This is a genomic window from Phyllobacterium ifriqiyense, assembly GCF_030817885.1.
Classification (GTDB): Bacteria; Pseudomonadota; Alphaproteobacteria; order Rhizobiales; family Rhizobiaceae; genus Phyllobacterium; species Phyllobacterium ifriqiyense.
Window position 1 is genome coordinate 1,625,272 of record NZ_JAUSZT010000003.1, and the last position, 23,481, is coordinate 1,648,752.

At 49.2% G+C, this 23,481-nt stretch carries 28 protein-coding genes and 1 pseudogene; 14 read left to right on the top strand and 15 right to left on the bottom strand.

Translation table 11 applies throughout. The annotated features are described in order from the left end of the window. The first annotated feature begins 4 nt into the window (after positions 1-4). From QFZ34_RS15470 to QFZ34_RS15485, 4 genes are all read left to right on the top strand, one after another. Positions 5-202 carry a hypothetical protein gene (locus QFZ34_RS15470; protein WP_307282508.1) on the top strand — a complete coding sequence of 66 codons (198 nt, stop codon included), beginning with the start codon at positions 5-7 and terminating at the stop codon, positions 200-202. Between the two features lie 167 nt (positions 203-369). Next, positions 370-672 carry a hypothetical protein gene (locus QFZ34_RS15475; protein WP_307282510.1) on the top strand — a complete coding sequence of 101 codons (303 nt, stop codon included), beginning with the start codon at positions 370-372 and terminating at the stop codon, positions 670-672. Continuing rightward, entirely contained in the window at positions 669-890 is a 222-nt protein-coding gene (locus QFZ34_RS15480) for a hypothetical protein (RefSeq protein WP_307282512.1), read from the top strand. Before QFZ34_RS15475 ends, QFZ34_RS15480 begins: the two co-directional genes overlap by 4 nt. Before the next feature lies 1 nt (position 891). After that, complete coding sequence (locus QFZ34_RS15485; protein ID WP_307282514.1) at positions 892-1,137, top strand: hypothetical protein; 246 nt, start codon at positions 892-894, stop codon at positions 1,135-1,137. Positions 1,138-1,166: 29 nt separating this feature from the next. Here QFZ34_RS15485 and QFZ34_RS15490 read toward each other — a convergent pair whose 3' ends face one another. After that, positions 1,167-1,595: a hypothetical protein gene (locus QFZ34_RS15490; protein ID WP_307282516.1), complete on the bottom strand. Its 429-nt coding sequence runs from the start codon at positions 1,593-1,595 to the stop codon at positions 1,167-1,169. A gap of 926 nt (positions 1,596-2,521) precedes the next feature. Between QFZ34_RS15490 and QFZ34_RS15495 the strand changes: the two genes are divergently transcribed. Next, positions 2,522-2,860, top strand: a complete 339-nt coding sequence (locus QFZ34_RS15495; protein WP_307282517.1) for a hypothetical protein — start codon at positions 2,522-2,524, stop codon at positions 2,858-2,860. Positions 2,861-3,332: 472 nt separating this feature from the next. On the opposite strand, the gene QFZ34_RS15500 is transcribed toward QFZ34_RS15495, so the two are convergent. The 3 genes from QFZ34_RS15500 to QFZ34_RS15510 form a co-directional block, all read right to left on the bottom strand. After that, entirely contained in the window at positions 3,333-3,548 is a 216-nt protein-coding gene (locus tag QFZ34_RS15500; RefSeq protein ID WP_307282519.1) for a hypothetical protein, read from the bottom strand. Between the two features lie 296 nt (positions 3,549-3,844). After that, on the bottom strand, positions 3,845-4,528 hold the full coding sequence (locus QFZ34_RS15505; RefSeq protein WP_307282521.1) for an HNH endonuclease: 684 nt from the start codon (positions 4,526-4,528) through the stop codon (positions 3,845-3,847). A gap of 35 nt (positions 4,529-4,563) precedes the next feature. Beyond that, the gene (locus QFZ34_RS15510) at positions 4,564-5,892 is read right to left on the bottom strand and encodes a deoxyguanosinetriphosphate triphosphohydrolase family protein (protein WP_307286364.1); all 1,329 of its coding nucleotides are present in this window, start codon (positions 5,890-5,892) and stop codon (positions 4,564-4,566) included. Between the two features lie 848 nt (positions 5,893-6,740). Between QFZ34_RS15510 and QFZ34_RS15515 the strand changes: the two genes are divergently transcribed. Together QFZ34_RS15515 and QFZ34_RS15520 are read left to right on the top strand one after the other, a co-directional pair. After that, the gene (locus tag QFZ34_RS15515; RefSeq protein WP_307282523.1) at positions 6,741-7,712 is read left to right on the top strand and encodes a site-specific integrase; all 972 of its coding nucleotides are present in this window, start codon (positions 6,741-6,743) and stop codon (positions 7,710-7,712) included. A gap of 752 nt (positions 7,713-8,464) precedes the next feature. Then, complete coding sequence (locus QFZ34_RS15520; protein WP_307282525.1) at positions 8,465-10,429, top strand: AAA family ATPase; 1,965 nt, start codon at positions 8,465-8,467, stop codon at positions 10,427-10,429. A gap of 184 nt (positions 10,430-10,613) precedes the next feature. Here the strand turns inward: QFZ34_RS15520 and QFZ34_RS15525 are convergent, their stop codons facing one another. Further along, a complete protein-coding gene (locus QFZ34_RS15525; protein WP_307282528.1) occupies positions 10,614-10,859 on the bottom strand; it encodes a helix-turn-helix domain-containing protein in 246 nt (81 codons plus the stop codon). Between the two features lie 162 nt (positions 10,860-11,021). Between QFZ34_RS15525 and QFZ34_RS15530 the strand changes: the two genes are divergently transcribed. From QFZ34_RS15530 to QFZ34_RS15540, 3 genes are read left to right on the top strand one after another with little or no spacing between them, the layout of a single operon-like run. Further along, positions 11,022-11,630, top strand: coding sequence for a hypothetical protein (locus QFZ34_RS15530; RefSeq protein ID WP_307282530.1), 609 nt, complete (start codon positions 11,022-11,024; stop codon positions 11,628-11,630). After that, the gene (locus QFZ34_RS15535; RefSeq protein ID WP_307282533.1) at positions 11,630-11,800 is read left to right on the top strand and encodes a hypothetical protein; all 171 of its coding nucleotides are present in this window, start codon (positions 11,630-11,632) and stop codon (positions 11,798-11,800) included. Before QFZ34_RS15530 ends, QFZ34_RS15535 begins: the two co-directional genes overlap by 1 nt. Before the next feature lie 56 nt (positions 11,801-11,856). Next, positions 11,857-12,393: a hypothetical protein gene (locus QFZ34_RS15540; RefSeq protein ID WP_307282535.1), complete on the top strand. Its 537-nt coding sequence runs from the start codon at positions 11,857-11,859 to the stop codon at positions 12,391-12,393. A 580-nt stretch (positions 12,394-12,973) separates the two neighbouring features. On the opposite strand, the pseudogene QFZ34_RS23430 reads toward QFZ34_RS15540, so the two are convergent. Next, positions 12,974-13,294: pseudogene (locus QFZ34_RS23430) on the bottom strand (Y4lK-related protein). 160 nt (positions 13,295-13,454) lie between these two features. Between QFZ34_RS23430 and QFZ34_RS15550 the strand changes: the two are divergent. Then, on the top strand, positions 13,455-13,682 hold the full coding sequence (locus tag QFZ34_RS15550; protein ID WP_307282539.1) for a hypothetical protein: 228 nt from the start codon (positions 13,455-13,457) through the stop codon (positions 13,680-13,682). Here QFZ34_RS15550 and QFZ34_RS15555 read toward each other — a convergent pair. Continuing rightward, positions 13,679-13,957 carry a DUF982 domain-containing protein gene (locus QFZ34_RS15555; RefSeq protein ID WP_307282541.1) on the bottom strand — a complete coding sequence of 93 codons (279 nt, stop codon included), beginning with the start codon at positions 13,955-13,957 and terminating at the stop codon, positions 13,679-13,681. The two genes, QFZ34_RS15550 and QFZ34_RS15555, sit on opposite strands and share 4 nt — an antisense overlap. A 158-nt stretch (positions 13,958-14,115) precedes the next feature. On the opposite strand from QFZ34_RS15555, the gene QFZ34_RS15560 reads away from it, so the two are divergent. Beyond that, complete coding sequence (locus QFZ34_RS15560; protein ID WP_307282543.1) at positions 14,116-14,994, top strand: tetratricopeptide repeat protein; 879 nt, start codon at positions 14,116-14,118, stop codon at positions 14,992-14,994. Between the two features lie 142 nt (positions 14,995-15,136). Here QFZ34_RS15560 and QFZ34_RS15565 read toward each other — a convergent pair whose 3' ends face one another. The 6 genes from QFZ34_RS15565 to QFZ34_RS15590 form a co-directional block, all read right to left on the bottom strand. Then, positions 15,137-15,433 (bottom strand): hypothetical protein, encoded by a 297-nt coding sequence (locus QFZ34_RS15565; protein WP_307282545.1) that lies wholly within the window; start codon positions 15,431-15,433, stop codon positions 15,137-15,139. 85 nt (positions 15,434-15,518) lie between these two features. After that, positions 15,519-15,872, bottom strand: a complete 354-nt coding sequence (locus tag QFZ34_RS15570; RefSeq protein WP_307282547.1) for a hypothetical protein — start codon at positions 15,870-15,872, stop codon at positions 15,519-15,521. 21 nt (positions 15,873-15,893) lie between these two features. Next, positions 15,894-16,313: a hypothetical protein gene (locus tag QFZ34_RS15575; RefSeq protein WP_307282549.1), complete on the bottom strand. Its 420-nt coding sequence runs from the start codon at positions 16,311-16,313 to the stop codon at positions 15,894-15,896. Between the two features lie 11 nt (positions 16,314-16,324). After that, a complete protein-coding gene (locus tag QFZ34_RS15580) occupies positions 16,325-16,999 on the bottom strand; it encodes an SOS response-associated peptidase (RefSeq protein WP_307282551.1) in 675 nt (224 codons plus the stop codon). Positions 17,000-17,628: 629 nt separating this feature from the next. Then, on the bottom strand, positions 17,629-17,820 hold the full coding sequence (locus QFZ34_RS15585) for a hypothetical protein (RefSeq protein ID WP_307282553.1): 192 nt from the start codon (positions 17,818-17,820) through the stop codon (positions 17,629-17,631). Positions 17,821-18,672: 852 nt separating this feature from the next. Beyond that, positions 18,673-19,470, bottom strand: coding sequence for a class I SAM-dependent methyltransferase (locus tag QFZ34_RS15590; protein WP_307282555.1), 798 nt, complete (start codon positions 19,468-19,470; stop codon positions 18,673-18,675). 1,320 nt (positions 19,471-20,790) lie between these two features. Here QFZ34_RS15590 and QFZ34_RS15595 point away from each other — a divergent pair. Continuing rightward, positions 20,791-21,528 (top strand): class I SAM-dependent methyltransferase, encoded by a 738-nt coding sequence (locus tag QFZ34_RS15595; RefSeq protein WP_307282557.1) that lies wholly within the window; start codon positions 20,791-20,793, stop codon positions 21,526-21,528. 2 nt (positions 21,529-21,530) lie between these two features. Here the strand turns inward: QFZ34_RS15595 and QFZ34_RS15600 are convergent, their stop codons facing one another. Continuing rightward, positions 21,531-22,235 (bottom strand): sulfotransferase domain-containing protein, encoded by a 705-nt coding sequence (locus tag QFZ34_RS15600; protein ID WP_307282559.1) that lies wholly within the window; start codon positions 22,233-22,235, stop codon positions 21,531-21,533. 146 nt (positions 22,236-22,381) lie between these two features. Between QFZ34_RS15600 and QFZ34_RS15605 the strand changes: the two genes are divergently transcribed. Continuing rightward, on the top strand, positions 22,382-23,173 hold the full coding sequence (locus tag QFZ34_RS15605) for a sulfotransferase family protein (protein WP_307282561.1): 792 nt from the start codon (positions 22,382-22,384) through the stop codon (positions 23,171-23,173). An 18-nt stretch (positions 23,174-23,191) separates the two neighbouring features. Here the strand turns inward: QFZ34_RS15605 and QFZ34_RS15610 are convergent, their stop codons facing one another. Next, positions 23,192-23,479: a hypothetical protein gene (locus QFZ34_RS15610; RefSeq protein ID WP_307282563.1), complete on the bottom strand. Its 288-nt coding sequence runs from the start codon at positions 23,477-23,479 to the stop codon at positions 23,192-23,194. Between the last annotated feature and the right edge of the window lie 2 nt (positions 23,480-23,481).

The following is a 23,481-nucleotide window of genomic DNA, read 5'->3' on the forward strand; positions in this document are numbered from 1 at the left end:
ATTAGTGGGATTTTATGCCGATGGATTGGATATCACCGCTGCAGGAACAAATGGGGTTGGTGTGGCAGGTAGCCAACAATGTGGCTGCACGCTCAATTTTCCGGATATCAGTGAAAGTGAAGCTTCTATGACGGTAAGCCGATTGCGCAGTATGCAAGGCTTGGAGCCGATTGAAATTGCTCCGGAAGAAAACGACGAATGACGAAACGACTGATATGGACAGAAAAGCAAATCCGGGCGGCAGCCAAGATATCCAAGGAACAGAAGGTGGTAATTAAACTGGGGGCGGATGGCACGCTCTATGCCTGGATTATTTGATGATGTCGAATTCAAGTGGAACATCGATCGCGATAAGGGCAGGGGGTACTTATGAGCGACAATCCCAACGACCTTGGCCTGATGAGCCTCCAGGAAGCGTGCGAGAAGATATTCCACGGTAGACTCACACCGTCCGCACTGCGTACCGAAGCAGCAAAAGGCAACCTTGAAATCATCCAGATCGCACGAAAGGACTTCGTGACGAAGGAAGGCATCCGAGAGATGATGGAGAGATGCCGTAGGAAGCCTGTTGACCGATCGCCATCGGCTAAGGTTCCATCCCACTCGTTTGATGGAAAGGCGTCTCAGCAAGCCCTTCTGCGCCGTTTAGAGATGAAGATGCATAAACAATGACCGGTCAACCTTTGAAAATCACCCAGCCTCAGGTGGAGGCCATCGCGAAGGGCGCCGTAAAGGCCGGCTGCCGAGTTGAGATCAAGATTGGTGATGTTATCGTTACGCTGGTTCCAAACAGTCTCGTTCCAGCAATAGTCTCCGACCCAAACAATCCCACTGAAGAAGAGCTCGATCGCGAACTTGATGCGTTCAAGCGCAAGCACGGTTACGTGTGAGATGTCTCGCCTTCGCCCAGACGCGATCTCCTATCCACCCCGAGGCATGCCCCGTGAAGTAGCTGCCCGATATATCGGTGTAGGCACCACGAAGTTCGATCAATTGGTGAATGATGGACGAATGCCAAAACCCAAGCGGATTGATGGCCGGGTGGTTTGGGACAGGTTCGCACTGGATGCAGCGTTCAGTGATCTACCGAGCGAAGAACCAAAGAACTTCTTGGATGGGATGCTATCGCCGAGCTGACGCAGGCTTAGCAGATTCAATCCTTCATTTTACTTGGTGACAGTAATATGAGCCGTCACGTCCTGCGTAAAGCCCACACCAAGATTGCGGATGGTGACACTATCATTTCCTACAAACCCCGGCTTGGACATATACACGGCGTTGATATGCATCAACTTCTTGTTGTTGCAATGATAAAATTTGGCACTCTTTGGAAGGGTCACAGGTTGGTTTCTAACCGTTGAAAATCCAATTTTTCCGTTCTTCGGTAGTCTCATCACCTTCATCGAGACAGGGCCACCTTCACGACATGCCTCATCATATGAAAGCAATTGATCGACGTACGTCATGCGCCCTGACTTTACAGTTACATTTCCCGATACCTTAGAAGCGTCGGTTAACCCGTGTCCCTCATACGTTGTCGCACAACCCGTCGTTGCCAATGTTAGAAAGCACGCCACTAACTTTGATAGTTTCAATTATCTCTCCTACTGAGGTCATACCTTTGCCCCGAGCGCAATTGATATCCGAATTCCGCGTGCAGTAAAGCGTAGGCAAATTTTCAACCGATGGTCGCACGTTCGGCGCCAAAGCCCGCGCTACAAGCGATGGCTAAGCGAGGCTCCGTCCCGAAGGACAGAGCGGCGCTGATGCTGGTGGGACTTCAATGGGTTTGGTGCGCTAATGCTCCCGAACCTCAACTTCGATCGGCATGGGTAGCAAAATGGTAGCAACACGTTTGGCTTACCGCTGCACTACTATCAAATGGCAATTGCAGGATGCCACATATGATAGAAGGTGCTGAGACGTTTTCTGAGAAGAAGACACGCATACACAACCGGGAACAAACCATGCCGTGTGACAATACGAAAACGCCAATAGAAAACCAACCGGCCCAACACTTTCTGGTCAGCGTGTAAATGCTCGCATTTCACATCACATCAGGTATTGATAATTCGCCAAAGAATTGTCTTGAGCATTATACCGGTGAGGAGAACTAACTTGAGAGCTTGGGTTATTGCATTAACGTGTATGTCGCTGGCAATGGTGGCAGGATGTGCCACCTCCGACGAAACTGCTGCCATTTATCATAAATCGTTCCAAAACCCGGAACATTATAACACATATGTAAAAAAGTGCAGCAATCACGTGCGAGCAGCTAATATTGAAAAACGTAGGTATATGGCACGTTTGATTAATGTAAGTCTTGGGGAGTTCCCAGCAGTATACTGTGAGCGATTTGCGAAAGCCCTGCGCAACGGCGGGATGTCATCGAATGATATACTGTCTCTGAACACCGGCATGCCAACTCCCAATGTCATCCGCATTGCTAGGAATCAATGAATTAGTAATCAGGCGGAAAACACACACCACCCGGCTCGTGCACACTTAAAGGGGTCTGAAATTGAGAAACCTGATTGGACTTCTTACTGGGATCGGGCTGACCGCAATGGCCGGTTGCGCCGCCATGTCCAACACGCAAGTAGCTCTTTTTCAAGTGGCGATGCAAGATCCAAGCTATTACAAGCCATTCGTCAACGACTGCAAAGGCGCTTATACAACAAGGTTCCAAAAACAAAATATGGCCCGCATCACTGGTGTAGGCGAGAGGCAAGCCCAAGCAGTATATTGCGAACGGGCCGCTCAAGGGCTTCGCGCTGGCCGAATGTCGTCCGATGACATGTTATCTTATACGATGGGAAATCCAACTCCTAACGTAATCCGCATCGCCCAGGGAAAGTGAAAAAATACGATCGGAATAGAGTGGGTCATGATTTAAGCCTGACAAGCGGCCATTTGGCGTAGTTATCTTGGTCTCGACTTGTTTACCTTTTTGTCGTGAAATATCCTCATGACAAAAGTACCGCATAAGTCATCAAAGCCGCTGCTTCGCGAACTAGAGCGCTCTTTGCAAGGCACGGTGCGCCGCAAACGCGATCCGGCTCGGCCGCAACTCTCGCTTGATCCCATGCCAGCAAGGATAGAACCATGCCTGGCATTCATCTCACATGTCCCTAACTAGTCGCACGCACAATCTGGCTGTAGCCTCTGATATGCCGGCTTCGCTCTCTAGCCATGGGCCGAAATGGCCCCGTGGAAGCGATTTCTTGACCTGCAGAAGGTATCGACCAATCTCCGCCTTTTCCTCGTCTGTGCGGTGGATGCGAGGACGGAATGCCACTGTACGAGGCGGCGGGCCGCTTCTCGGAAGTGGATCAATATTGGCCGGTGATGTGAGGTCCAAGTAGGCCCGCTGAGCGTCCTTCTGCTTCTCCAATGGCAAAGCGGAATTCTTTGTAGGTGAGCCCCAGACCCACTGCCAGCGGCGCTATGTGGCGGTTTAGGCCACGCACTCGTTGTATCCGTTTCCACTGCCACATGTTCGGAAGCCGGTACGTGCCAACGTCTTCAATTTCAATCTCTGTCAGCATGAAAGCACCTTGGTTGAGCACGCACATTCATGGCACGATCGAGTAAATATATTAAGCAATCTCTTAAGTATCATACCTAGGCTTCAGTACGTTATCCACGGCGAGTTGGGAAAAAACCTGAACCTTGTCGCGTTTCGATCTGAAGTAGACTTTCAGATCCATGGTCCGGTTGCCATGACTATCGCAATGGAAAACTGGTTCGATCAAACACTCGACGTCGACTCGTCTAGCTGCACTCTTGACGACTGGAATAAGTGCCGAGTTGATATTTTTTATTACCCTAAAGACTTTGAAGGTCACGGCCGATGATCTGTCATGGATAATTGAAGTTCAGCCTTTACTTGCTCAACGGTAAACCACTCGTTTCTTACTGACACAAGCCGATGAACTACCCTATGACAGGAGGCACACAATAGAGCGAGCGCGTCTAAGGTTGTGGTCGTTTCCCCAGAGAACGCTAGTGGTTTTTCATTGTGATGGACCTCGAACATTGCGTCGCGAAGCTCGTCAGGCAAATCGTCACCAGTTGTAAGGCAAAGATCGCAGGAAAGGCCAACATCCTTCCTGGCGTTTAGTACGTGGGCCCGCAAACCTTGCGCGCGTTCCCGCACCAAATGAGTGCGCAGTATCGGCTTTCCTTCGATGAATTTGCGGTCTTCTTGTGTTGGGGGTGGCGCGACGACGTTGGTCAACTCCCACTGCATCACGCGATTGGCACCCCAGCCTATGAGAGAAGGGGCAAAGCCATGTTTAATCAGGACGCCATCCCTAGTTTTCCTTTCCAAATAGTTGAAAAGAACGTTCGACGGCGAGTAGAAATTTCCGCTGCCTTTTCCACCCGCTCCATATTTTGCGACCAGCTTTTCCCAGATCTGTGGGAATCGATCTTCCAAGAGAAGTCGGAAACTTTGGGTCGTGAACGGTCCAGTAAGCTCGGTTCTAAGAATATCCCACTGTTCATCGATTATAGTGAAAAACATTGTCGATAGTTTTCCTAGACTTGGTTGAATGCATTCTACCGCACGATCGGATCAAGTACAGAACCGGTCACATGTCCCGTCAACCGAGAATGCAGAGCAATCGCTTCAGACTCAGATAAGCTTGCAATGCAATCAGCGACAAATCTAGCCGGACTTGTGCCGGCCATTGGGCGCAAATATCGAAGTCGAACCGGCAGAAACGAGGGGTACCCTGTCGAACTTTCTGGGTTTGATGTCAGAGCCTCAAATAGATCCCGAATGATCTTCATTTGTCCATATTGCTGCGCCGCTAAGATTGGGCTGCCTATTATATAGTCACGGGTAATTTGCTTTAGGATTTGGACCTCATCCACTCTATCTTGAGTGAATGTTATAGCTACGTCGGATGCTCTATCTGTGTTAATTCTTACTGCGTTTATAAAATTTCCTATCAAAGTAGACGTCATCCTGCGGAGCTGTTCTCGCTGTTCGCGGGTACCCTCATATGGTTCGGATAGTAGTTCGGAATACGTTCCCTCAAGGAACCCCTTCAACCGATCGTACGCGGCGTTAAATCTTTCCTTGGCCTTGACGGAGGACTGCCCGCCGAGTGCGTGGGCGATAATTTTGTCCTTCTCTACAAATACCTTCTGCCAAGGGAGAGCGTTGCAGCGATGAAAATCCTCTAAATCATGGACAGAATAGGCTACATCATCAGCCCAATCCATCAATTCTGCCTCAAGCGTCTTTTCGTTATGCCCTTGGTGACGCGATCTTGCGAATTCAAAGTCTTCTTTTTCTGACTTATAGACCGACCATTTTTTGGATGCCTTGCCGGTTTTAGCCCGATACCAGGGATATTTTAGGCAAGCCGCAAGCGTCGCGCGAGTCATATCGATTCCGTCTACATCAGGAAACCGAATAGCGAGTTTAGTGATTATGCGGAACGACTGAGCATTCCCCTCGAATCCATCGTCATCATTCTTGATAACCAATTCGTGGAGGGTGTGTTCCCCTACGTGCCCAAATGGCGGATGCCCTAGATCGTGAGCGATGCAGGCTGCTTCAACAACTTCGGGATCGAGGCCACGGTAAGCGGCTTCTGTTGGCTGCTCTTTTTGAAGCTTTTGAGCTAAGCGCCGCCCCACTTGAGCCACTTTAATGGTGTGCTGCTGCCTAGTATGAAATACGTTTGCTTCACCTGCGCGGACGATCTGCGTGATGCCTGCAAGGCGATGAAAGGCAGAGGAATACAAGAGGCGATCTCTATCGCGCTCGAATTCAGATCGCTGATCGCCGCCGCCTCGTTCATGTCTTCGCGTGCTGCGATTATCAATGTCCCACAATTTTTTTGTCAGGCAGCAATCGCCTCTGCGGGTAAGCACAAAGTCCAATCAGAACCAACCAAGATTCGTTCCCGCTCTGAGGCGCGCTGGATAGCTAACTGGCTATCGCGCCGGGGATGCTTGTTCTTGACCAACTCGTCGCACAATTTGGCAGCCGTTGCGCGACCTCCAAGGGAGCGCAACGCATATACGACTGCGTCGTCAGATGGAATCTCTGCGTACGGCATAATTCTCCCTCCAATGCACTTGAATTGAATGACGAAGAACGTATTTTGTTCCCATCGCAGCCAACTCAATTTTTCTTAGATTGATGCAAATCACATAACAACACATTAATACACGATTTCCATGCTGTCCACAGGCGACAAAGGGGGCGCGACGCTCAAGTTGAAAGTAGTAGGGGCAGACCCTCTAAGTGTCCAGTCACCCACCCTTAACCAAACATTAACCCTACGAGGGCACGCTCTCTGTACTCGACCTAACAGCCAGTAAAAAGCCTGCGTGCGGAATGCCGAGATACATATGCACGCTGGACTCATGGTTAACGTCCTACAGCAGCTGTAAAGAACGCCTCTACCTGCTCTTCACTGAATCCAAGCCCGCAAATCCCTGCTTCAGCATTTCATCAGTGCGTAGAAACGTGCCGCTGTCGGCATAAGCAGCTTGTGTGCAGATGTCCTGCGTTGCAACCCATGCCTTGACTGTTCGCGGACAACACGGCGACGTGATAGCAGCCATTAATAACGTGGGGTTCTGGCTTTCCTCATAAGGGGCCAAAACACCATTTGGAACGTGTCAAAGTATAAAGATATCAAGCTAGCTTGCTAGCACTCAATGCGGGTGCTATATCGTTTCCGATAATGACACTTATCGGAAGTAATCACGTTATGACGAACAATCTACCAGTTTCGACTGATTCATCCGATGAGCTGCGCGCTCGCGCTGTTGCCTTAGTCGATAGCGATGTTATCGGGCTGGTGCAGTCCGCGAAGTCTGAAAACACCTTGAAGGCATATAAGAAGGCAATGCAGGACTTTATTACATGGGGCCAGGTTCGCTCTGTTACCACTCTGCCAGCCGAACCGGAAACAGTAGCGGCTTATATGACTGCTCGCATGAAGGATGGAACGAAGGCCGCTAGCCTTAGTGTGTTCCTGTCCGCTATCCGGCATTATCACAAGGCACGGGGATTTATCTCCCCATCTGAGAGCGACGGTGTGCAGAATGTCATGCGCGGTATTCGTCGCACCATTGGCACCGCACCAACTCGCAAGCAACCGGCAACAGCCGAGCGCCTTGCAGCGATGCTTGCTCACATGGGGCATGACATGGCCGGAAAGCGGGACCGCGCTCTTATCCTGCTTGGAATGGCTGGAGCAATGCGGCGCTCTGAGCTGGTAGGCTTGAATGTGGAGGATCTAGCCGAAACGATAAACGGCCTCGATGTCACCATTCGCAAGTCAAAGACAGATCAGGAGGGCCAAGGCCACTTGGTTGCCATTCCACACGGGGAAAGTCTAAAGCCTGTTAACGCTGTGCGTGAGTGGTTGAATGTGTCGGGCATTACAAGCGGTCCGTTGTTCCGGCCCATCAACAAAGGCGGTCGAGTTTCCAAGGAACGGCTAACGGATAGGTCTGTTGCAAATATCGTGAAGACCTATGCGGCCAAGGCTGGCCTGACCGTTGCCGACTTCTCCGGCCATTCATTGCGAGCTGGCTTTGTCACCAGTGCAGCGGATCGCGGCGCGGATATTAACCGCATCATGGATCAAACCCGCCATACAGACCCTAGGACAGTGCGCAGCTATATTCGTCGGGCCGAACGCTACAAAGACCATGCCGGGGCTGGCTTCCTTTAATTCGTCATTTTGGATGTAAGCCCTTGGAAAGGTGCCGGTTTTCGAGCTGACTGGTGGTAGCGCCATTGCTAGCAATTATAGAGTTATAAGGCACTCATGCTATAATTACCTAAAGTGGATATAGGTGAAAACCATATCATTTGATATCATCAGTGCCGAGCCTTTTTAGTCCCATTTTAAAATGCCCAAATCATTAAAAACAAACAACAATCGTATTTTAACCCCCTTCCTGAAATGTCATCATTTGTCATCATTGGCGTGAGCGTGGAATGTTAGCATTTGTTAGCATTCTGGAGGCGCTGGAATGTTCACATTTGTTTACATAATTTCGTCGCTGCCGAGTGAATATACCCCTGTTAGCTTCCGTTTAAAGCCGTGCAGCCAATGATTGCAATGGCGATGTTGAATGTCGGGTTTTGTTAGGTTCCCGTTAATAACCGTCTCTCTGTATTTTCTCTGTATTAACAGAGAAAAGGGGACGATCCATTTGACTGGATCAGACCTCGCCGTTGGCTGTAATTAGGCTGTATTATCAGCTAATGCACTCCCTTCGATAATGCCTTTTTGCAAGTATAGCGTTCCCATCGCTTTGACACTGCAAGGGATACCCGCTGACGGGCCGTCTGCTGTCTGGGGGTAGTTTGATAGCCCGCCATTTATCTTGCAGCGTGTGCGCTTCGAGCTTACCTTACGATAACAAGCGGCGGCGAGATAATTTTAAGCTGTGTTCACTGCGATTAAGGGGTTTAACCATGCGACTTGTACTTGATGAACCTCACAGTGCGCTAACCCCTTTCGAGCAGGACGGATTTGATAACCTTAATCTCATCACGGGTCTTAATGGTTCTGGAAAGACCCAGTTATTCAAAGCGATCAGCGACGGACATATAAAGCTGTTCGATCAAAATGGATCACCAGTTAGCGAGTCCAGAGTTACGTTCAACGCTCAAGACTTTTTATCGAGCAATGTTCTTCAAAGCCAAACACCACAAGAAAATATCAGACGTGCGATGTTGTCGGCTGCCGTCGAAAAAATCAGCGGCCCCACGCGACCGGAAATATACGCGTGGCTCGCTGAAAAACAGATCATGCTTAAGGATGCGCGGGCGTCCTGGCCCAAACCTAATGTGCCAAGGGGGCGTGGAGGCTTTATGGACATACGCTTCCAAGAGTGCGTAGAAAAGCTCAGAGAATATGAAGAAAAATTGGAAAAGATTGGCGGAGCTCATTTTGCAGGTGTGAAGGAAATCGCATCCAAGCTCGGTTTGCCTATTTGTTTGCTGACTAGCGAAGATATTGAAAATGACGGAATGTTGCCCATCCCATTATTCTCACAGTCCTTGAAGCGGACATTCGAGCGCTATCGCGATATCTGGGCCCATAACAGAGCTTTGAAGTTGGACAATGACGAGGGAGTTCTCGACGACGTAGCGCTCGCAGGCGAACAATTCGAACAAAAGTTTGGACCGCCACCTTGGGATGTTGTGAACAGCGTCCTAGTGAGATTAGGCTTTGATACAAAAATAAGCGTTCCGGAAAGAAGAGCTTATGGAAGCTACGAACCGAAATTGATCAGGCCAGACGGTAAAGAGCTTCCTATGGATCAAACGTCATCGGGCGAGAAGATTTTATTAAGCCTCGCACTGGTCGGATATCACACTGAAGCAAAGCTGAACAATGTCGTATATCCAAAACTCGTGATGTTGGATGAAGTGGATGCACCGCTTCATCCCTCAATGATACGTACATTCTTGTCAATTGTTCAAAATGTTCTGGTGGAAAAATTCGGTTGCACTGTGTTTCTGGCGACGCATTCTCCATCAACAGTAGCGCTGTTTCCTAAAGACAACATATGGGTCCAAACGAAGAATCCCACCAGATTGGAATGTGTGACCAAGCAACGGGCGCTGAATACGCTCACGGCAGGCGTTGCAACGCTAGCAATTGATTATTCCGGTATACGCCAAGTTTTTTGCGAAGATGCGTCCGATGCAATGATTTACTCATCGCTATACAGAAATCTTAAACACGAATGCGACAGTGAGCGGTCTTTAACATTCATGTCGAGCGGTCTTAATCTGTCTACCATGGCAAGCAGAGGCGAATTTGCTGCCGGTGAAACGATCAATACCGGATGTAGGGTCGTGGAGAAAATAGTAAACAGTCTAATTGCGGGGGGAAATAACACCGTTCTAGGTCTTATTGATCGAGACAATCCCCCAAATAAACCAGGCAAAAGAATCTATGTGGTTGGTAACGCTGAAAGGGATGCACTGGAAAATTACCTGTTCGACCCACTTTTGATAGCATGCGCGATTTTGAAGGATATACCTGTCCATCGAGGGGAGCTCGGCATAGAAGGTATAAATTTCTTCGCGTTCTCAACTCTCGACGACAAAGCCATACAGACCATAATTGAGAGAGTGCAAAATAAAGTTTTCGCAGGACTTGTCTTTGATTGTGTGCCTTCAAAATATATCAACGGAAAATGCTTTGATATTTCCGAATTATACTATTCCATGGATGACCACAATTTAGGGAATCTAGTTTTGAAAGGGTTTCCGTCGCTCCGGCGAAAAATGAATCGCGGCATTACCAACCGCGACCATACGGATTTGATGTTTTATATTGCCAACGAAGTTGTGAGAGAATTCCCGGGCCATACTCCCATCGCAATTCTCGACACCTTTACTCAAATGCTTCAGAGGGAAATGTGAGACGGGCTGGACGAACCACGCTTCTCTGTTCTCTTCCCTATTATCAGAGGCACCACGAAAGCTGCCCTATTGAGTCATAGGGAGGTTTGGGATTGTTGGGCGCGTAAACCTTCGCTAGCCCCTCGAGCGCCCTGTACGGGCTTCTATGAATCTTTATTTCAATTGGTCGCGCATTTTCTCAGCGCTATTCAGCGGCTCCCTTTGGTTTCGCAAGGCGTACGCCAGCCCCGCCGCCATTCTCCGGAATGAACTGAACTCCAGCATTCTCCATAGCCTTTTGTACAGCTTTAATCGTGTCTCCGGCGCTTCGCCCAGGACCAAGCAATTCCATACGCTTAATTGTTGGTTCCGAAACACCTGATCGTTTTGCAAGTTCGCCTTGTGTCCAACCTAGTAGGGCGCGAGCGGCGCGCATCTGCGTGGCTTCCATGTGATACATTTTATCCTGTTTGATATCTGTTTCAGATAATATTCTATTTTTTAAGTCTTTACAAGCCAAGCGTTTTGGTTATACTTTTTAGATAACGACCGTAGTGGGAGCTCGGTTGAAAATGATGCGACTGATCAATTTCAATACCAATAGGAGATGATTATGGGACAACATACACAAGTTATCGCAACCCCTGAGTTTCGCACCACCAACCCGCTTTCGGTTAAGGCAAAACGGTCAAAGCACCACGTTAGCAAAATTGCTGAGCTGATCGAGAAACATCGGGCCGCAAGAACTGCTTACCTAGAGGCTGGTGCCAAGGTAGATGCAGCGTATGATGAAGCGCAACCATACTTCCCACCGCTCCAAGTCGAGATTTCGTCACGACCATCTGTATTGGCTTGGACCGAGAAGGAAATAATCACCTACGTCGATAGACTAGAAAAAACTTCATTTGGACCGGGAGCAACTCCCGCAAAATTTGAAGAAATGCGGCGATTAAAGTGTGAGGAGCTCCGTATACTAACAGGACGGTATAATCACACCCTCAATGCATTCAACATACCTGAGCTTGAGGCTACTCAAGATGAGATGGGCCGGGTCGAGATAGATCTTTGGTGGAAACTGATAAACGAACCAGCAAGCAGCACTGCCGATATGTCCGCTAAGGCTCAATATTTTCTCGCGATGAAAGAAGAGGACGAAAACAGTGTGGATGAGGAGCATTTGATTAAGGTGCTGCGTTCCATGGTAATTAAGGAGGCTGCATAGTGCATCAAGTCACACGCCGCCTGTTTATCCAGAACACCGCGACTGCCTTGGCAGGCCAACTTACGGCGTCAATTGTCATAGCACCAGTCGTGCAACCTAAGCTTAAAGCTTGGTATGACTGGCTTGTACGCACCATGTGCGACTGGACCCCACACGCTATCGACGCGTAGGACTCTTTCAATTTGATCGGATTGGTGATTCTATTCCCTCAAAGACGGGGGAATAGATGTCGAAGAAAGATGACGACAAGCCACGCCTTAAACTGGTGGCGGACAACAACAAAGAAACAGTCGACAAAAATCGGGTTATGGCTGATGTGGGTTTTCACTTACGAGAACTCACAGCAAACCTATTGCGGGTTTCGCGAGGTGCTGGAAAGGCCAATAATATTGGCCATCAGTGTGCAAAACTCATCCGAGCGCTCCAAGCCTACCACGAAGAAGTAGGGCACTGGCCGCCTTCTTGGGACCTACAAGAAGCCATAAGCAAAGAGACTGTTTACCCAGAAGGTTTTGTCCTCTCCGAGGATGAGGCCGAACGATTGAGTCACACAGAGACGATGGTATCTGGCGCATTGCAAATTGTGGCCTCCCGACTGCTCGACCAGAATACACAAATACGCGCCGGTGAATCCGAGTTATATCGCGGATTTAATGGGCTTGTGGCATATCGCTTGGAGCAAAGGAGAGCGCATGAGCTAACAGACAAAGCCAGAGCCAAACCCAAAAAATCTGTCGCTAAGAAAAAGCGGAGCCTTAAATGACGACTTTGGATCTATGGGACGAATGGACGAACGATAAGGTTGACTCCTATCTCATAGCTGAGTTGATTTACTTCGAAGATAGAAACACCGCATTCAACATGACTATTTTTATGGCGGTAGTCTTCATGGTTGGCGCTGTTGTTACTGTGTATATGAACCTCCCCTAAAGCGCCGACAGGATGGCCTTTTATTACTTTTTGCCTTGGGGCTTTAGGTTTTGTTGTAGGAACGGTACTTCGAATAAATGGTCATTTTGAAATCAAACGTATTGATAGGCTTCGTAAAATTATTGAGAGCCAAAGACTGAAAGAACAACCAAATCCCTATAAATAGAGGCCGCTCTGTCCTTCGGAATGGGGCGGCACTTTATTGCTTTGAGCGTCATTCGTTATCAGGAATTTCCGGTCCTGGCACGCCTGGCTTCTTTCATAGCCCTTGCCAACTTCGCATTGTTGCCGCCCTTTTCGCTCTTTCGAATGTCGCTAGCCATAGTTCCTCCCATCGGTTTGATGGACTATAGGTCACGTTCGGAAGACCATCCAGCGGTTTTACCACCTCTATACGGCAGCCGTTGCGCTCTTTAATTTGCCTGTGGGTTCTTTGACCAATGATCGATGGATGAGTCGTCGATATACCGCCCTAGCGAACGCAGGTGTGCGACAATCTCAAGTATAAGATGGTCTCGGTCGCCATACTTTCCCATGACGCGGATAAGTTCGGCGGTCACTTAGTCGATCTTCTCTTTCGGCAAATCGGCGTCACCAATAGTGTAATATTCATGTCCAATTGCGCAGGTATCGCACCCGGTCTTGATGACCTCATCGACGAAGGCGGGTATTTCGCTTTCAAGCATTAATCTCTGTCGTTTGTCTGCCATTTGACAATGTCCTTTCGTGGTCATGGCCTTTCCGCGCTGTTCGGAAAGACAAACCAGTAAGGCAGCTGCTTCGAAACTTTCTACTGTATAATCCTACAGTGCCAACCGACGTAAATATTCGAACGTCGGCGTTGGAACTGATTCGCACACTCCGCATTGAGTCCGTTTCGTAGGAGTGAGTGCCATGAGTATCGCATCCCCTCGATTTAACTACGAGGATGAGAAACAGCGCGAAGCCGAATGCCGGGAGGCAATGAAAGATCAGTTCCTCGACAGGGTTTCTTCGAAAGATATGTACGCTATTCACCAAGAGGCTATCCAAGCAGGCTGGGGCTTGCCAGAGGTGGAGCGGGCTATCGATGCGCTTGTGCTGGAAAAGGCAAAGGAATCGGGCAAGGATTTGCCCTGTTAGGCCCTCCGCCGCATCTTTCCCTTGCGCCATTTTTCTAGCTTGCCGGTTGATGGCGGGCGGCCAACTGCTTCGACGTAAATGTCAGCTTCCTTGGCGGCCTCGATGAAAGCCATTCGGGCAACACCGGGTGACAGCTTGCCATCATAGCATTCCAGCAGCGCATGCTTGGCGATATCGAGCCTTTCGGTATCCGTGCCCGGCCACTCATTCACGATGAACTCTGCCGCCTGCTTAATGGAGGTTATGACCTTCATCTTGCCGATCTGGCGGGTCATTACGGTTACTTCTTTGAAGGGTTTATCTTCCATGAGTCGGTGAACGACTCTTGCAGCGAATCAGTTCCGCTAAACCTTGCCTTCGTGCTTATGCTTAAAGCAGAATTGCGTTATTGTGTATCTAGTGCGAACTGCATTGCGCACGTCGGGAGGGGGACTTGAAGAGATTTATCCTGATTATTGTTTTGTCGGTTATAAGTCTCGGTGGGGCTGTCTGGTATCTTTCAACTTCAGTTGTGAGAGATTTGGCTAGCGCTCGAGTCGCTTTGGAAAAGAAAGACTATGCCGAAGCACTGCGTCTTCTCACGCCGCTCGCAGAAAACGGCGTAGCGCAAGCTCAGGTTAATCTCGGATACATGTACCACACCGGTCTGGGCGTGGATGTAAACTTCAATATTTCGACGGACCTTTATCGGAAGGCCGCAAATAAAGGCGATACCGTTGCTCAGTTTAATTTAGGTTTGCTTTATGAAACTGGTCAGGGGGTGCCAAGTGATCGGAGCCAAGCCTTATATTGGTATCGATTGGCCGCTGACGGCAATTATCCGCTCGCTCAATACAAGCTCGGTGGGGCTTATGACGCTGGACTAGGGCTGGTAAAAAATGATGCTACTGCCTTCAACTGGTATGAAAAGGCAGCGAACGGCGGCGTGCCGGAATCGATGTACAATGTTGGAAACATGTATCTTAACGGTTTGGGGGTGTCTCAAGACGACGCCAAGGCTTATGCTTGGCTTGAAAAATGCTCAGAATTGAATTTGTCAAACTGCCAAAACGCTCTAGGTCTCATGCACCACGACGGCCGGTCAGTACCTGTCGATTACAAACGTGCATTGGAACTGTTTGAGAAAGCGGCCAATCAAGGCGACGCATATGCTCAATACAATGTAGGTGGGGTGTACTATAGAGGTGACGGTGTTGAACAAAGCACCAGCAAAGCTGCCGAATGGTTTAGAAGGGCTGCTGCAAACGGTCATGAGTCATCCCAGCGCATCTTAGACCAAATGACAGAGGCGGGACTGCTTGTTAAAGGATAAGCTGGCACTCAGCAACGACGGTGATGCGACGGGTACTCGGGCTTAGGCGAGGGCGGTGTTTCCGACATCAGTCTTCTTCTTCAATTTCGACATATGTATTTTGACGGACTGCGCTACGTTTTGATCACCGGCAAGGACGTTGTCAGCGCCATTTTTTATTGCGCACTTCACGCCAGACGAACCAAGTAATTGGGTGGTTTTCTGCATTTTTAGAGAACAAGCTATCGCGCGCTATTATTGGCCACCCCATTGTAAGGAAGAGACTTGCAATACTGAAAGGAAATAACCCCACCACTGCCAAAGATATCACAGTGAAGAGTACTTCAACCGAATGTGGTGGGCTGCCGTCTTGTCCAGAATAATACGCTGTTAGACCAACCACTGAAATGAATAAAAAACAAAAAAGCGCAAGGCAAACTAAACAAGCAAACTTGGTCATACTGACAGCCCCCCGCGGATGTAAATACTTATGCCAGAAATCTCTCTGCCTTGATACGGCGCATACCACTTCGGAACTGTGCCCATCATGTGCCATCGCCCTCAAATGCTGTATCGTTGTAAGCGGGATCGTTTGCAGCCGCATTGGTATAAAGGACGTGTAACTCACCCTCGGTTTCATCCGGCACGCCAGTGAAAATATAAATCTCGCCAAGTTGAGGATGATTTGCTTTTATAGCTTCAAAAGGAAACTCGGTCGGATCAGCAGACTCCGCGATGGTGATATTCTCCACAATTTGCTCGCCGTGCGATTGGACATTGAATGAACCGGGCAGTTCCTCAACGTCAGTCATATTCGTTTCGACTTCTGCCATGTAGTCTTCATCGAAATAGCTTTCGATGCTGTAGTTTTTCCCGCGAAATCTGACTTTCCAAGGCATGACACTTCTCCTTTGCTCCGGTCATCGCAGAATGTGCGAAATGACAATGTCCGCAAATATGAAGGTGACGACGATTGATCCTAGTTGAACACCGCCAATCATTCCATGCACCTGAGTACTGGCAATGAAGCCCGCAGACTGATTGGGAAGCAACCCCGGCGGAGCGTAACGCTTGTATGAATCAACACTCCTGACCAGCTTGTCATAGTTCCTGTTGATATACAGCATCAGGCAGGTTGCCGTAGCGAGGAATATGAGAACTAGATTCAGAACAAAGGATGGGTTTGTATACTCGATCAGCCATCCCTTGAGCGTAGCGGGCAGCGAATCACCAATTAATAGTGCGACGCGAACCGCGATAAGAATGAGCAAAAGTACAAACTCGACGAGGAAGCCGATTTGGAGCTTACGTTTGGCGTCACGTTCGAAATATCCGGTCATGTTGAAACCCCTCAGAGCAAAAGCGGCTGTTCTTCGACCTTCTTTGGCGGCGCTAGTACACCCAAATCATTGTCGGGCAGGGGCCGTTGTAACTGAAGCGCTTCTTCTGCCGGTGCATTCATCCAGATATCAAGTTCTTCGCGTGTGCGCAGTATGACCGGCATTGCCTTGGGATGGATCGGCTTCACAACCTCATTGGCGTCAGTGGTCAGGAATGCGAAAATATCAGCCTGGACAGGGCCTTCCTTCTTCTTTCGCATGCTATACCAAGACGTCCAGATACCGGCAAACCAGAACAAGGGCTGCTCTTCATTAAGGGCAAACCAGTACAGCGGCAGTTTGTTCGATTCCGGATCGCGCACCTGACCATATTCGGAAAAGCTTGTTGCCGGAACGATGCATCGATTTTCAGGTCCCAGCCAGCGCCGCCAGTGACCCGAGTTTCCGTTTCGGACGTTTGTTATTCCGTAATCGACGGGACCTTTCATCTTAGAAGGAGGGGTTGGCATGCCCCAACGAAGCATGGAGACTTCCAAGCCGCCACTATCATCTTTTCGAGCTACAGGCGCTGGATAGTCCGGAAAAATCTCATGGTTGAAATCTGTGATGTTTGTTCGATTTCCGATCCCATTGAAGAGATTGCGGACCGCATCAAAGCCAGTCGATATTTTGTAGAGATTGCACATGGCAAGACCCGCCCCATTTCTTGCTTTGTTTCACACGATGATATTCGATCCTTGGTTGCGCGCAAGCGGGCGTTAATCTCGCAATTTGTTCTTGGTGCCGATCATATTGTGCTCATTGTTCTTGCAGCTCCAAATCGTGCAGCGCAGCTTGGTCGTCAGCGACATTATCCGCACATGTGCGCCGTACTTCCACTGAAGCGAATCCCGATCCAAACGGCTTATCTGGCCGCATTTGTAGCAGTAGGCATAAAGATCGTCCCAAGGGTCGAGGTCACAGAACCGCGTTGTTTCGCGGATGCCTCTAAGGTGCCTTTTCGATATCATAGCCAACCAGCATTCGGGTGTAACGTGGCACCCAATTGCCTCTCCTGCTTTGTCCAGGCGTTATCCATTCCCCATCAAAGGCTTTTAAAAAGCACTCGGCGTTTCGCTGTTCTGCAAACATATAGACAATGTATCGATCGGGATGAACGTAAACATTCCGGCTCAAGCGATAGCAGCCGAGCTGTTGGGACAGGAAGCACACTTGGTCAAAATGCAGCTTTACGTCCTCGCAATGCAGCGCGACATGAAAAGGGTATTCCTTGTCAATCAAAGTGGGTGGCGGTTCGCCTCTGCTTCTGGCCATCTCAGTGCCTCGACAGCTTTGGTTTCCAACCACGGGCATAGCCGAAGCCCATGGCAAGCGAAGCATATTCAAGTTCCTTGATCAGGAAGCTGCGCTCGTCCATCAGTTTGGCAATGACCGCCTGCACGTCTCCACCGTGTTCCGCTATAAGCTGCTCAACCTCGTCGTCGTGCTTTAGCTCGGGTTCGTTCATGGCTTTCCCTTTTCTTTGAGACAAGCCTGTCCGCTCCCCATGCCAGACAGAGTTTCAGTCCAAATTGTGTTTTGAAGCAGCCGCAATCTGCTGCGATGTTCCTAAAATGTTCTCATCCTCAATAAGAGTCAAGAGCTGTTGGCGTGATTGCAATCGAGATTTGAGCTCAGGTGACTCATATCGAGTCGAGGGGCGCGATTAACTGCACAGGATGTGCAAATCCCTCAGAATTCTTTAGAGCGCGCTGTATGGGCTTCTACGAGGCTTTCCGTTTTTAGCCGGGGAAGGGACGAGTTAGGTTTTGTGAGGTTGCGCTATCAAGCCGAGGTGCAAAAACCCTCTATTAAATTCATTTAACGCATTGATTTTGCTGAAAGCGGCTGTCTGAAATGTTTTCATTTGTTGTCATCGGAAAAGGCCTTGTGGGTTCAATCGCCGTTTTTTCCGTTTTTAAAACACAAATCACCCCGTTATTCCCCGTTAGAAAACGGAACTGTGGCCCCTAAATGAGCCTATTTTAGGCTATCGGGCTACCTCCTGTTCTCAGGAGCCAAGTCATTGATTTAGTTAAATCCAGTTCTTTTAACTGACCGCTTTTTATGGCGTCGCAAAAGTCGTCGTGAACAATCCAGCAACAGCCCTTTTTATGGCGTGTCTTATTGCTATCCGAGTAATACCCCATGACGCGAGCAAATCATCGAGAAATGCCTCACCCAACTTATTGCGGGAACCCTTCGGCCTGCCGCTCCGATATTTCCCGTGAGGAAACGGCCACTCTCTGGATCTTTGATTGGTTGGTCGGTCATTAAGAATTGATCCTGCATGCCTCCGTAGCTGAATGTCTACCGTCAGTTATTTTTTACGCGCAACATAGACGGCTTGTTCGAGCACAGCTGGATCATCAATGTATTCCTCCACATGAAAGGCCCATCTAAAGTGGTTTTCAAACCATTTCTGAGGGATGGCAGCCCATCCGTAGAAGTCCCCGCTTAACATCCCACCGCCGCCTAAGCCATTCACATCAGAATACGCGTGTTGACCGGACTGGAACTGTTCGACGGATCTTTGAGGATTCCGTCCCATGTATGTCCCAATGCTAGCTTCCATTGCGCTCGGATCGGTCTTTTGATTACAGGCCAAAACCAATTGTAAGAACCGCATAGATTGCGTCGTGAAGATCAATATTCCGTTGGGTCGAAGCGCACGATGCAACTCATTCAACCAGTGGACTGCAGACACCTCAGACAGATGAGAAAACACGGAATAGGAATAGGCGACATCGATAGAGTTGTTGTCGAACGGCAACTTTCCGGTCGGCTCCAAGAGATACCTTGTTCCTTTTACGCCACTGTCTTTGCACCAATTCAACGCTTCTGGATCGACATCGGCCAGTTTCAGGGCTTCTGCGTCTACAGAGTTCTGAAAGAAACGAGCAATCCTACCCCACCCACAACCAAAATCCAGCACTTGCGTGCTGTTCGAAGGTAACGAATAGTCCTGAATAAGCGAGACGAACGGCAACACTTCACTTAGCGCATCGCGACCGCTCCGCCCCACAAACCGAGCCTGCACTTCTGGTGGCGGAAAGCCAGGTAGATCACCGTCTTTTGCGTCGGCGCTGGCAAGTATTCGACCAATAAAACTATCCATTACCCCTCCCGAGTATCCATAGTTTAGAAATGTACTCTACCAGTCGCAAAGTGATTGCGGCAAGACAGTCTTTGTAGCGATTTAATTCTCTGTAAAAACCAATGTAATAACGCGCCATACCAAGATTATTCAGACCTGCGATGAGAGTTGTGCAATCACATACGCCGAAGTCGGTAAGGTGAGAAAGTGACCAATAAGAAAATCCCTAGTCAATTCGGATTACTATACATGCGCGAGGCAAGGCGTATAGCTTCATCGGGGGATTATGAAGCGGATCGCTATTGACTTGTCGTGATGTTTAAGTCTGGGGCGCAGGGGGCTTTTGAGCTGCCGAAGTCGTGAAGAAACAGGGAAAGTTATAGTTGCCGTGGCCAGCTTTAGGCGAGACGGGTGACTGGGCCGGAGAACGTGGGGGGCAACTTGAAAACGTGTTATTTGCCAGTGCTTTTAGCAGTCGCTGGCTGCGGCACATATACTACGCCTGCTGCCGTTAAACTTGACGATGGCACAGCTCTAATCGGCACGACTACAGCGGCAGTTTCGGGCGGCACTTTTCAACTGTCATCGCCAAACAGTTCCCTTACTTGCAGCGGTAACTACAACGCACTCGATACAAGGCCGACCATCTCCATACCTGTTTCATGTAGCGATGGGAGATATGGGGCGGCTGTTGTTACTCGCACGCCCGATGGGTTAGGCGGCAGCGGATATGTCACAACTTCAGATGGGCAGCGTGGTATTGTCGCCTTTGGGAACAATGCGGGATCGATCCTAACCACACCCACAGTTGCTCAAGCAACTGCAGACGCGAGTACCACAGCATCGTCGATTTCATCAACATCGACTGCACCAGTCTATGGTACTGCATCATCAAAGTACCCGACAAGCTATTCACCGGTCTATGCCTCTACCTCGCCCAATTACTCATCGACACCATCGCGCACCTACGCCAGTAACTGCCCTACCCCTGATAGCTATGACGCTGCTGGCAGGCGGTGTGGCGGTAGAAGCGCCGCATCGCGCCCGGGTGGATATGACGGATACAGCTCTTGGGCTCCCACCTTCAGGTCAAGTTATCGCGCATCGTCGGGTAGGGCCACTTTTGTACGTGGATACTATCGCAAGAACGGTACTTACGTTCGTTCACACACACGGCGTCGATAATTCTGGCGGTTGCGGGAGAGAAGGGCTATGGCCTAATGAAAATCGGCTCAATCCGCGTGATTGTTTCCATTGGATTGCCTTTTGGGCCACATAACGCCTGAGCGATCCTGTCGCTATGTTGGGGCAGCCCGCCTGTAATAGTGTTTAATAGTAAGGGTGGGGAGTATTATGATTTGTAATGTTTGCAATGGTAAATCATTCACCCACGGCAAAATCTTGTGGGACGCACTGGTCAATGAATGGGAAATCAACGAATTCGAACGGGAATACATCAATCGCCAGCAGGGTTCGCGCTGTGATGAGTGTGGCTGCAACTTCCGCAGCCTAGCTCTTTCCAAAGCCGTCATGCGCCACTGGTCCTTTCAGGGCACTTTTCAGGATTTTGTCAAGAAATATAAGTCTCTGAAAATACTGGAGCTAAACGAAGCGTCTGACCTGACAAAATGGCTAAAGGAAATGCCCAATCGGGTGCTTGGTGAATATCCCGCAATTGACATGCAATGTATGCCCTATGCCAATGGTTCCTTTGATCTGGTTATCCACTCTGATACACTGGAGCATATCAAAGAGCCTGTCTTGGCCCTGTTGGAATGCAGGCGGGTGCTCCGCAAGGGCGGAGTGTTGGCTTATACGGTGCCGGTGATCGTGGACCGGGTTACTCGCTCCCGTAATGGACTGCAAAAGAGCTATCACGGTTTTCCCGATACCGGATCTGATGATTATTTAGTCCATACCGAATATGGCGCTGACATGTGGCAACAGGTCTTGCAAGCTGGATTTGATAACGTTCGAATGGATACATTTGATTATCCTGCCGCAATTGCCATAAGTGCGTCGGACGGCAACGGACCGATACAAAGACCTCTCTTGCAAAGATTGTTTCGCCGTGTGTGAACCTAGTGTGTTATCCCGATAGGGGCGAAATCGACGCCCGGATAAAATTCAGCCATTGCGTGGATTTGAGATATGCAATCCACAGGGAGAGCATTACCGCGACCAGGAGTCACCACGTTTTTTCGGGGGGAAGAATTGACGGTATTAGAAATCGCACGGGAGACCTCTTGACTTGAGACGTCCAGCTTCGCGTAGTCCGAGATGCGCAAAAGCTCCTTCTCAGGATTCAATATCCAATCCTCGTACTTGACCAGTAATTTGTTGGGAACCTCGGCCCAAGAGACATAGAAATTGAAATACCAAGGCAAAACCATGGTCGTGACAAAACGCGCCGATGCTTCGAAAGACCAGCCTTGAATACCCTCGGGAACGAAAGCCATCGGGTGCAACAGGCTCTCTTTCCTATGGTGATCAATCAAGCTAGGAACCACATCGAATATGTTCCGTACCAAAACTATTGGCACGAGATGGTGGTTCTCAATGTGATGTTGAGTGGCATCGGAATAGCGCACATGAACTTGAATAACGTAATTTTGATCCTCTAAGCGGCACAAACAGGCGTCATCCAGTTCCTGCTCCCGTCGTCCCCAGGAAGGCACGGCAACGCCAACATTGAAATTTGGTAGATCGCCAATCGCATTGGACAAATACGTGCTTCCAGATTTGGGCATGCATGCAAGTAATATATGTTTATTCACGATTACCACTTTCAATCCTGTCGCTCGCTCTCGGCCCGTTCGAACAGCTACAGAGTCAAGAGACAAAAGATTCCTTTGTTAATGTTGCGTAGCAAACTTTTCCTGTTTTACACCTCGCCAGTTGACTTGCAACTATTCGCCTCACTAATGAGGCGATGAAGCCTCTTCTCGTAATTGCCGTCGGCCGGTCAGGTACCACATACTTGAACGCAATGTTGTCTCGACATCCGGAAATCGTCGCACACACGGCTTATCCTCTTGAGTTTTCCCCTTTCCTTTCTGCTTTGTTTCCTGAGGATGCAACGCTAAGGGGGAGCACAAATAGTCCCCAGTATTTTGCCGACGAGGCAACACCTTTGCTTTCAACTTTGGTGAACGCGGATCGTCTCCCTATTGAGAATATCGATCCAATCTACGCCATGCTTGCGAGAGAGAAACGCCCCCAGTATTTTCTCGAGAAGTTTCACCCGAGACTGGATTTAAACGCAGTTTTTAGCGCTAAACCAAACGCAAGGTTTATTTGTTTGGTTCGTGATCCGCGGGATGTCCTTATCTCTGCGAGAGCCTTCGATCAGAAGCGCGGATTTAAAGGGTTTCGAGAGCGAGACGGCGATACAAATGAAGAGGTAGTTCTAAAGTACAAAGAGGTGTTCGATCAGCTCGTGTCGGCCCAAAAATCCAGTAACGCGTTGATTGTCCACTATGAGAGATTAATCGCGGATACCGCATCTTGCCTTCGTCTCATTTGCAATTACTTGGAGATCAACTCTTCACTTGAAACTATTCAAGGCTGCCTTTCAAAAGGGCTGGATATTCCTGACGGTCACATAACTTCGCCCAAAGGGGCAAATTCTATAGCCCGATGGCAAGATGAAATGGATGTCGACCTTCGCGGGCTCTATAAAAAGCACCTTGGAGACGTAATTCAGCACTTTGGGTATGATTAAAGAAATTCGTTTTAAACCTTACTGCATGCCTTCATGTCTGGGAGCGACAAGCTCTATTCGGGTGACAATCGACAACGGGCTATCGGCATCTCCTGATATTTGGAGAGGAAGAACTTTGCCAAGCAGGGCCATGAATGGGCCCGGGTTGTCTCTTGCTTGTTGTGTCAGGTAGGCGACCATATCACCTTTGCCAGCGTTAGTAGCCGCTTTGAGTATGGCATCCTTAAGTAACGCGCTGATCCTGTTCGGTGAACCGGCTGGCCGACCTTTGCCTCGATTTCCCGTATTTTCGCCTATTTTATTCATCG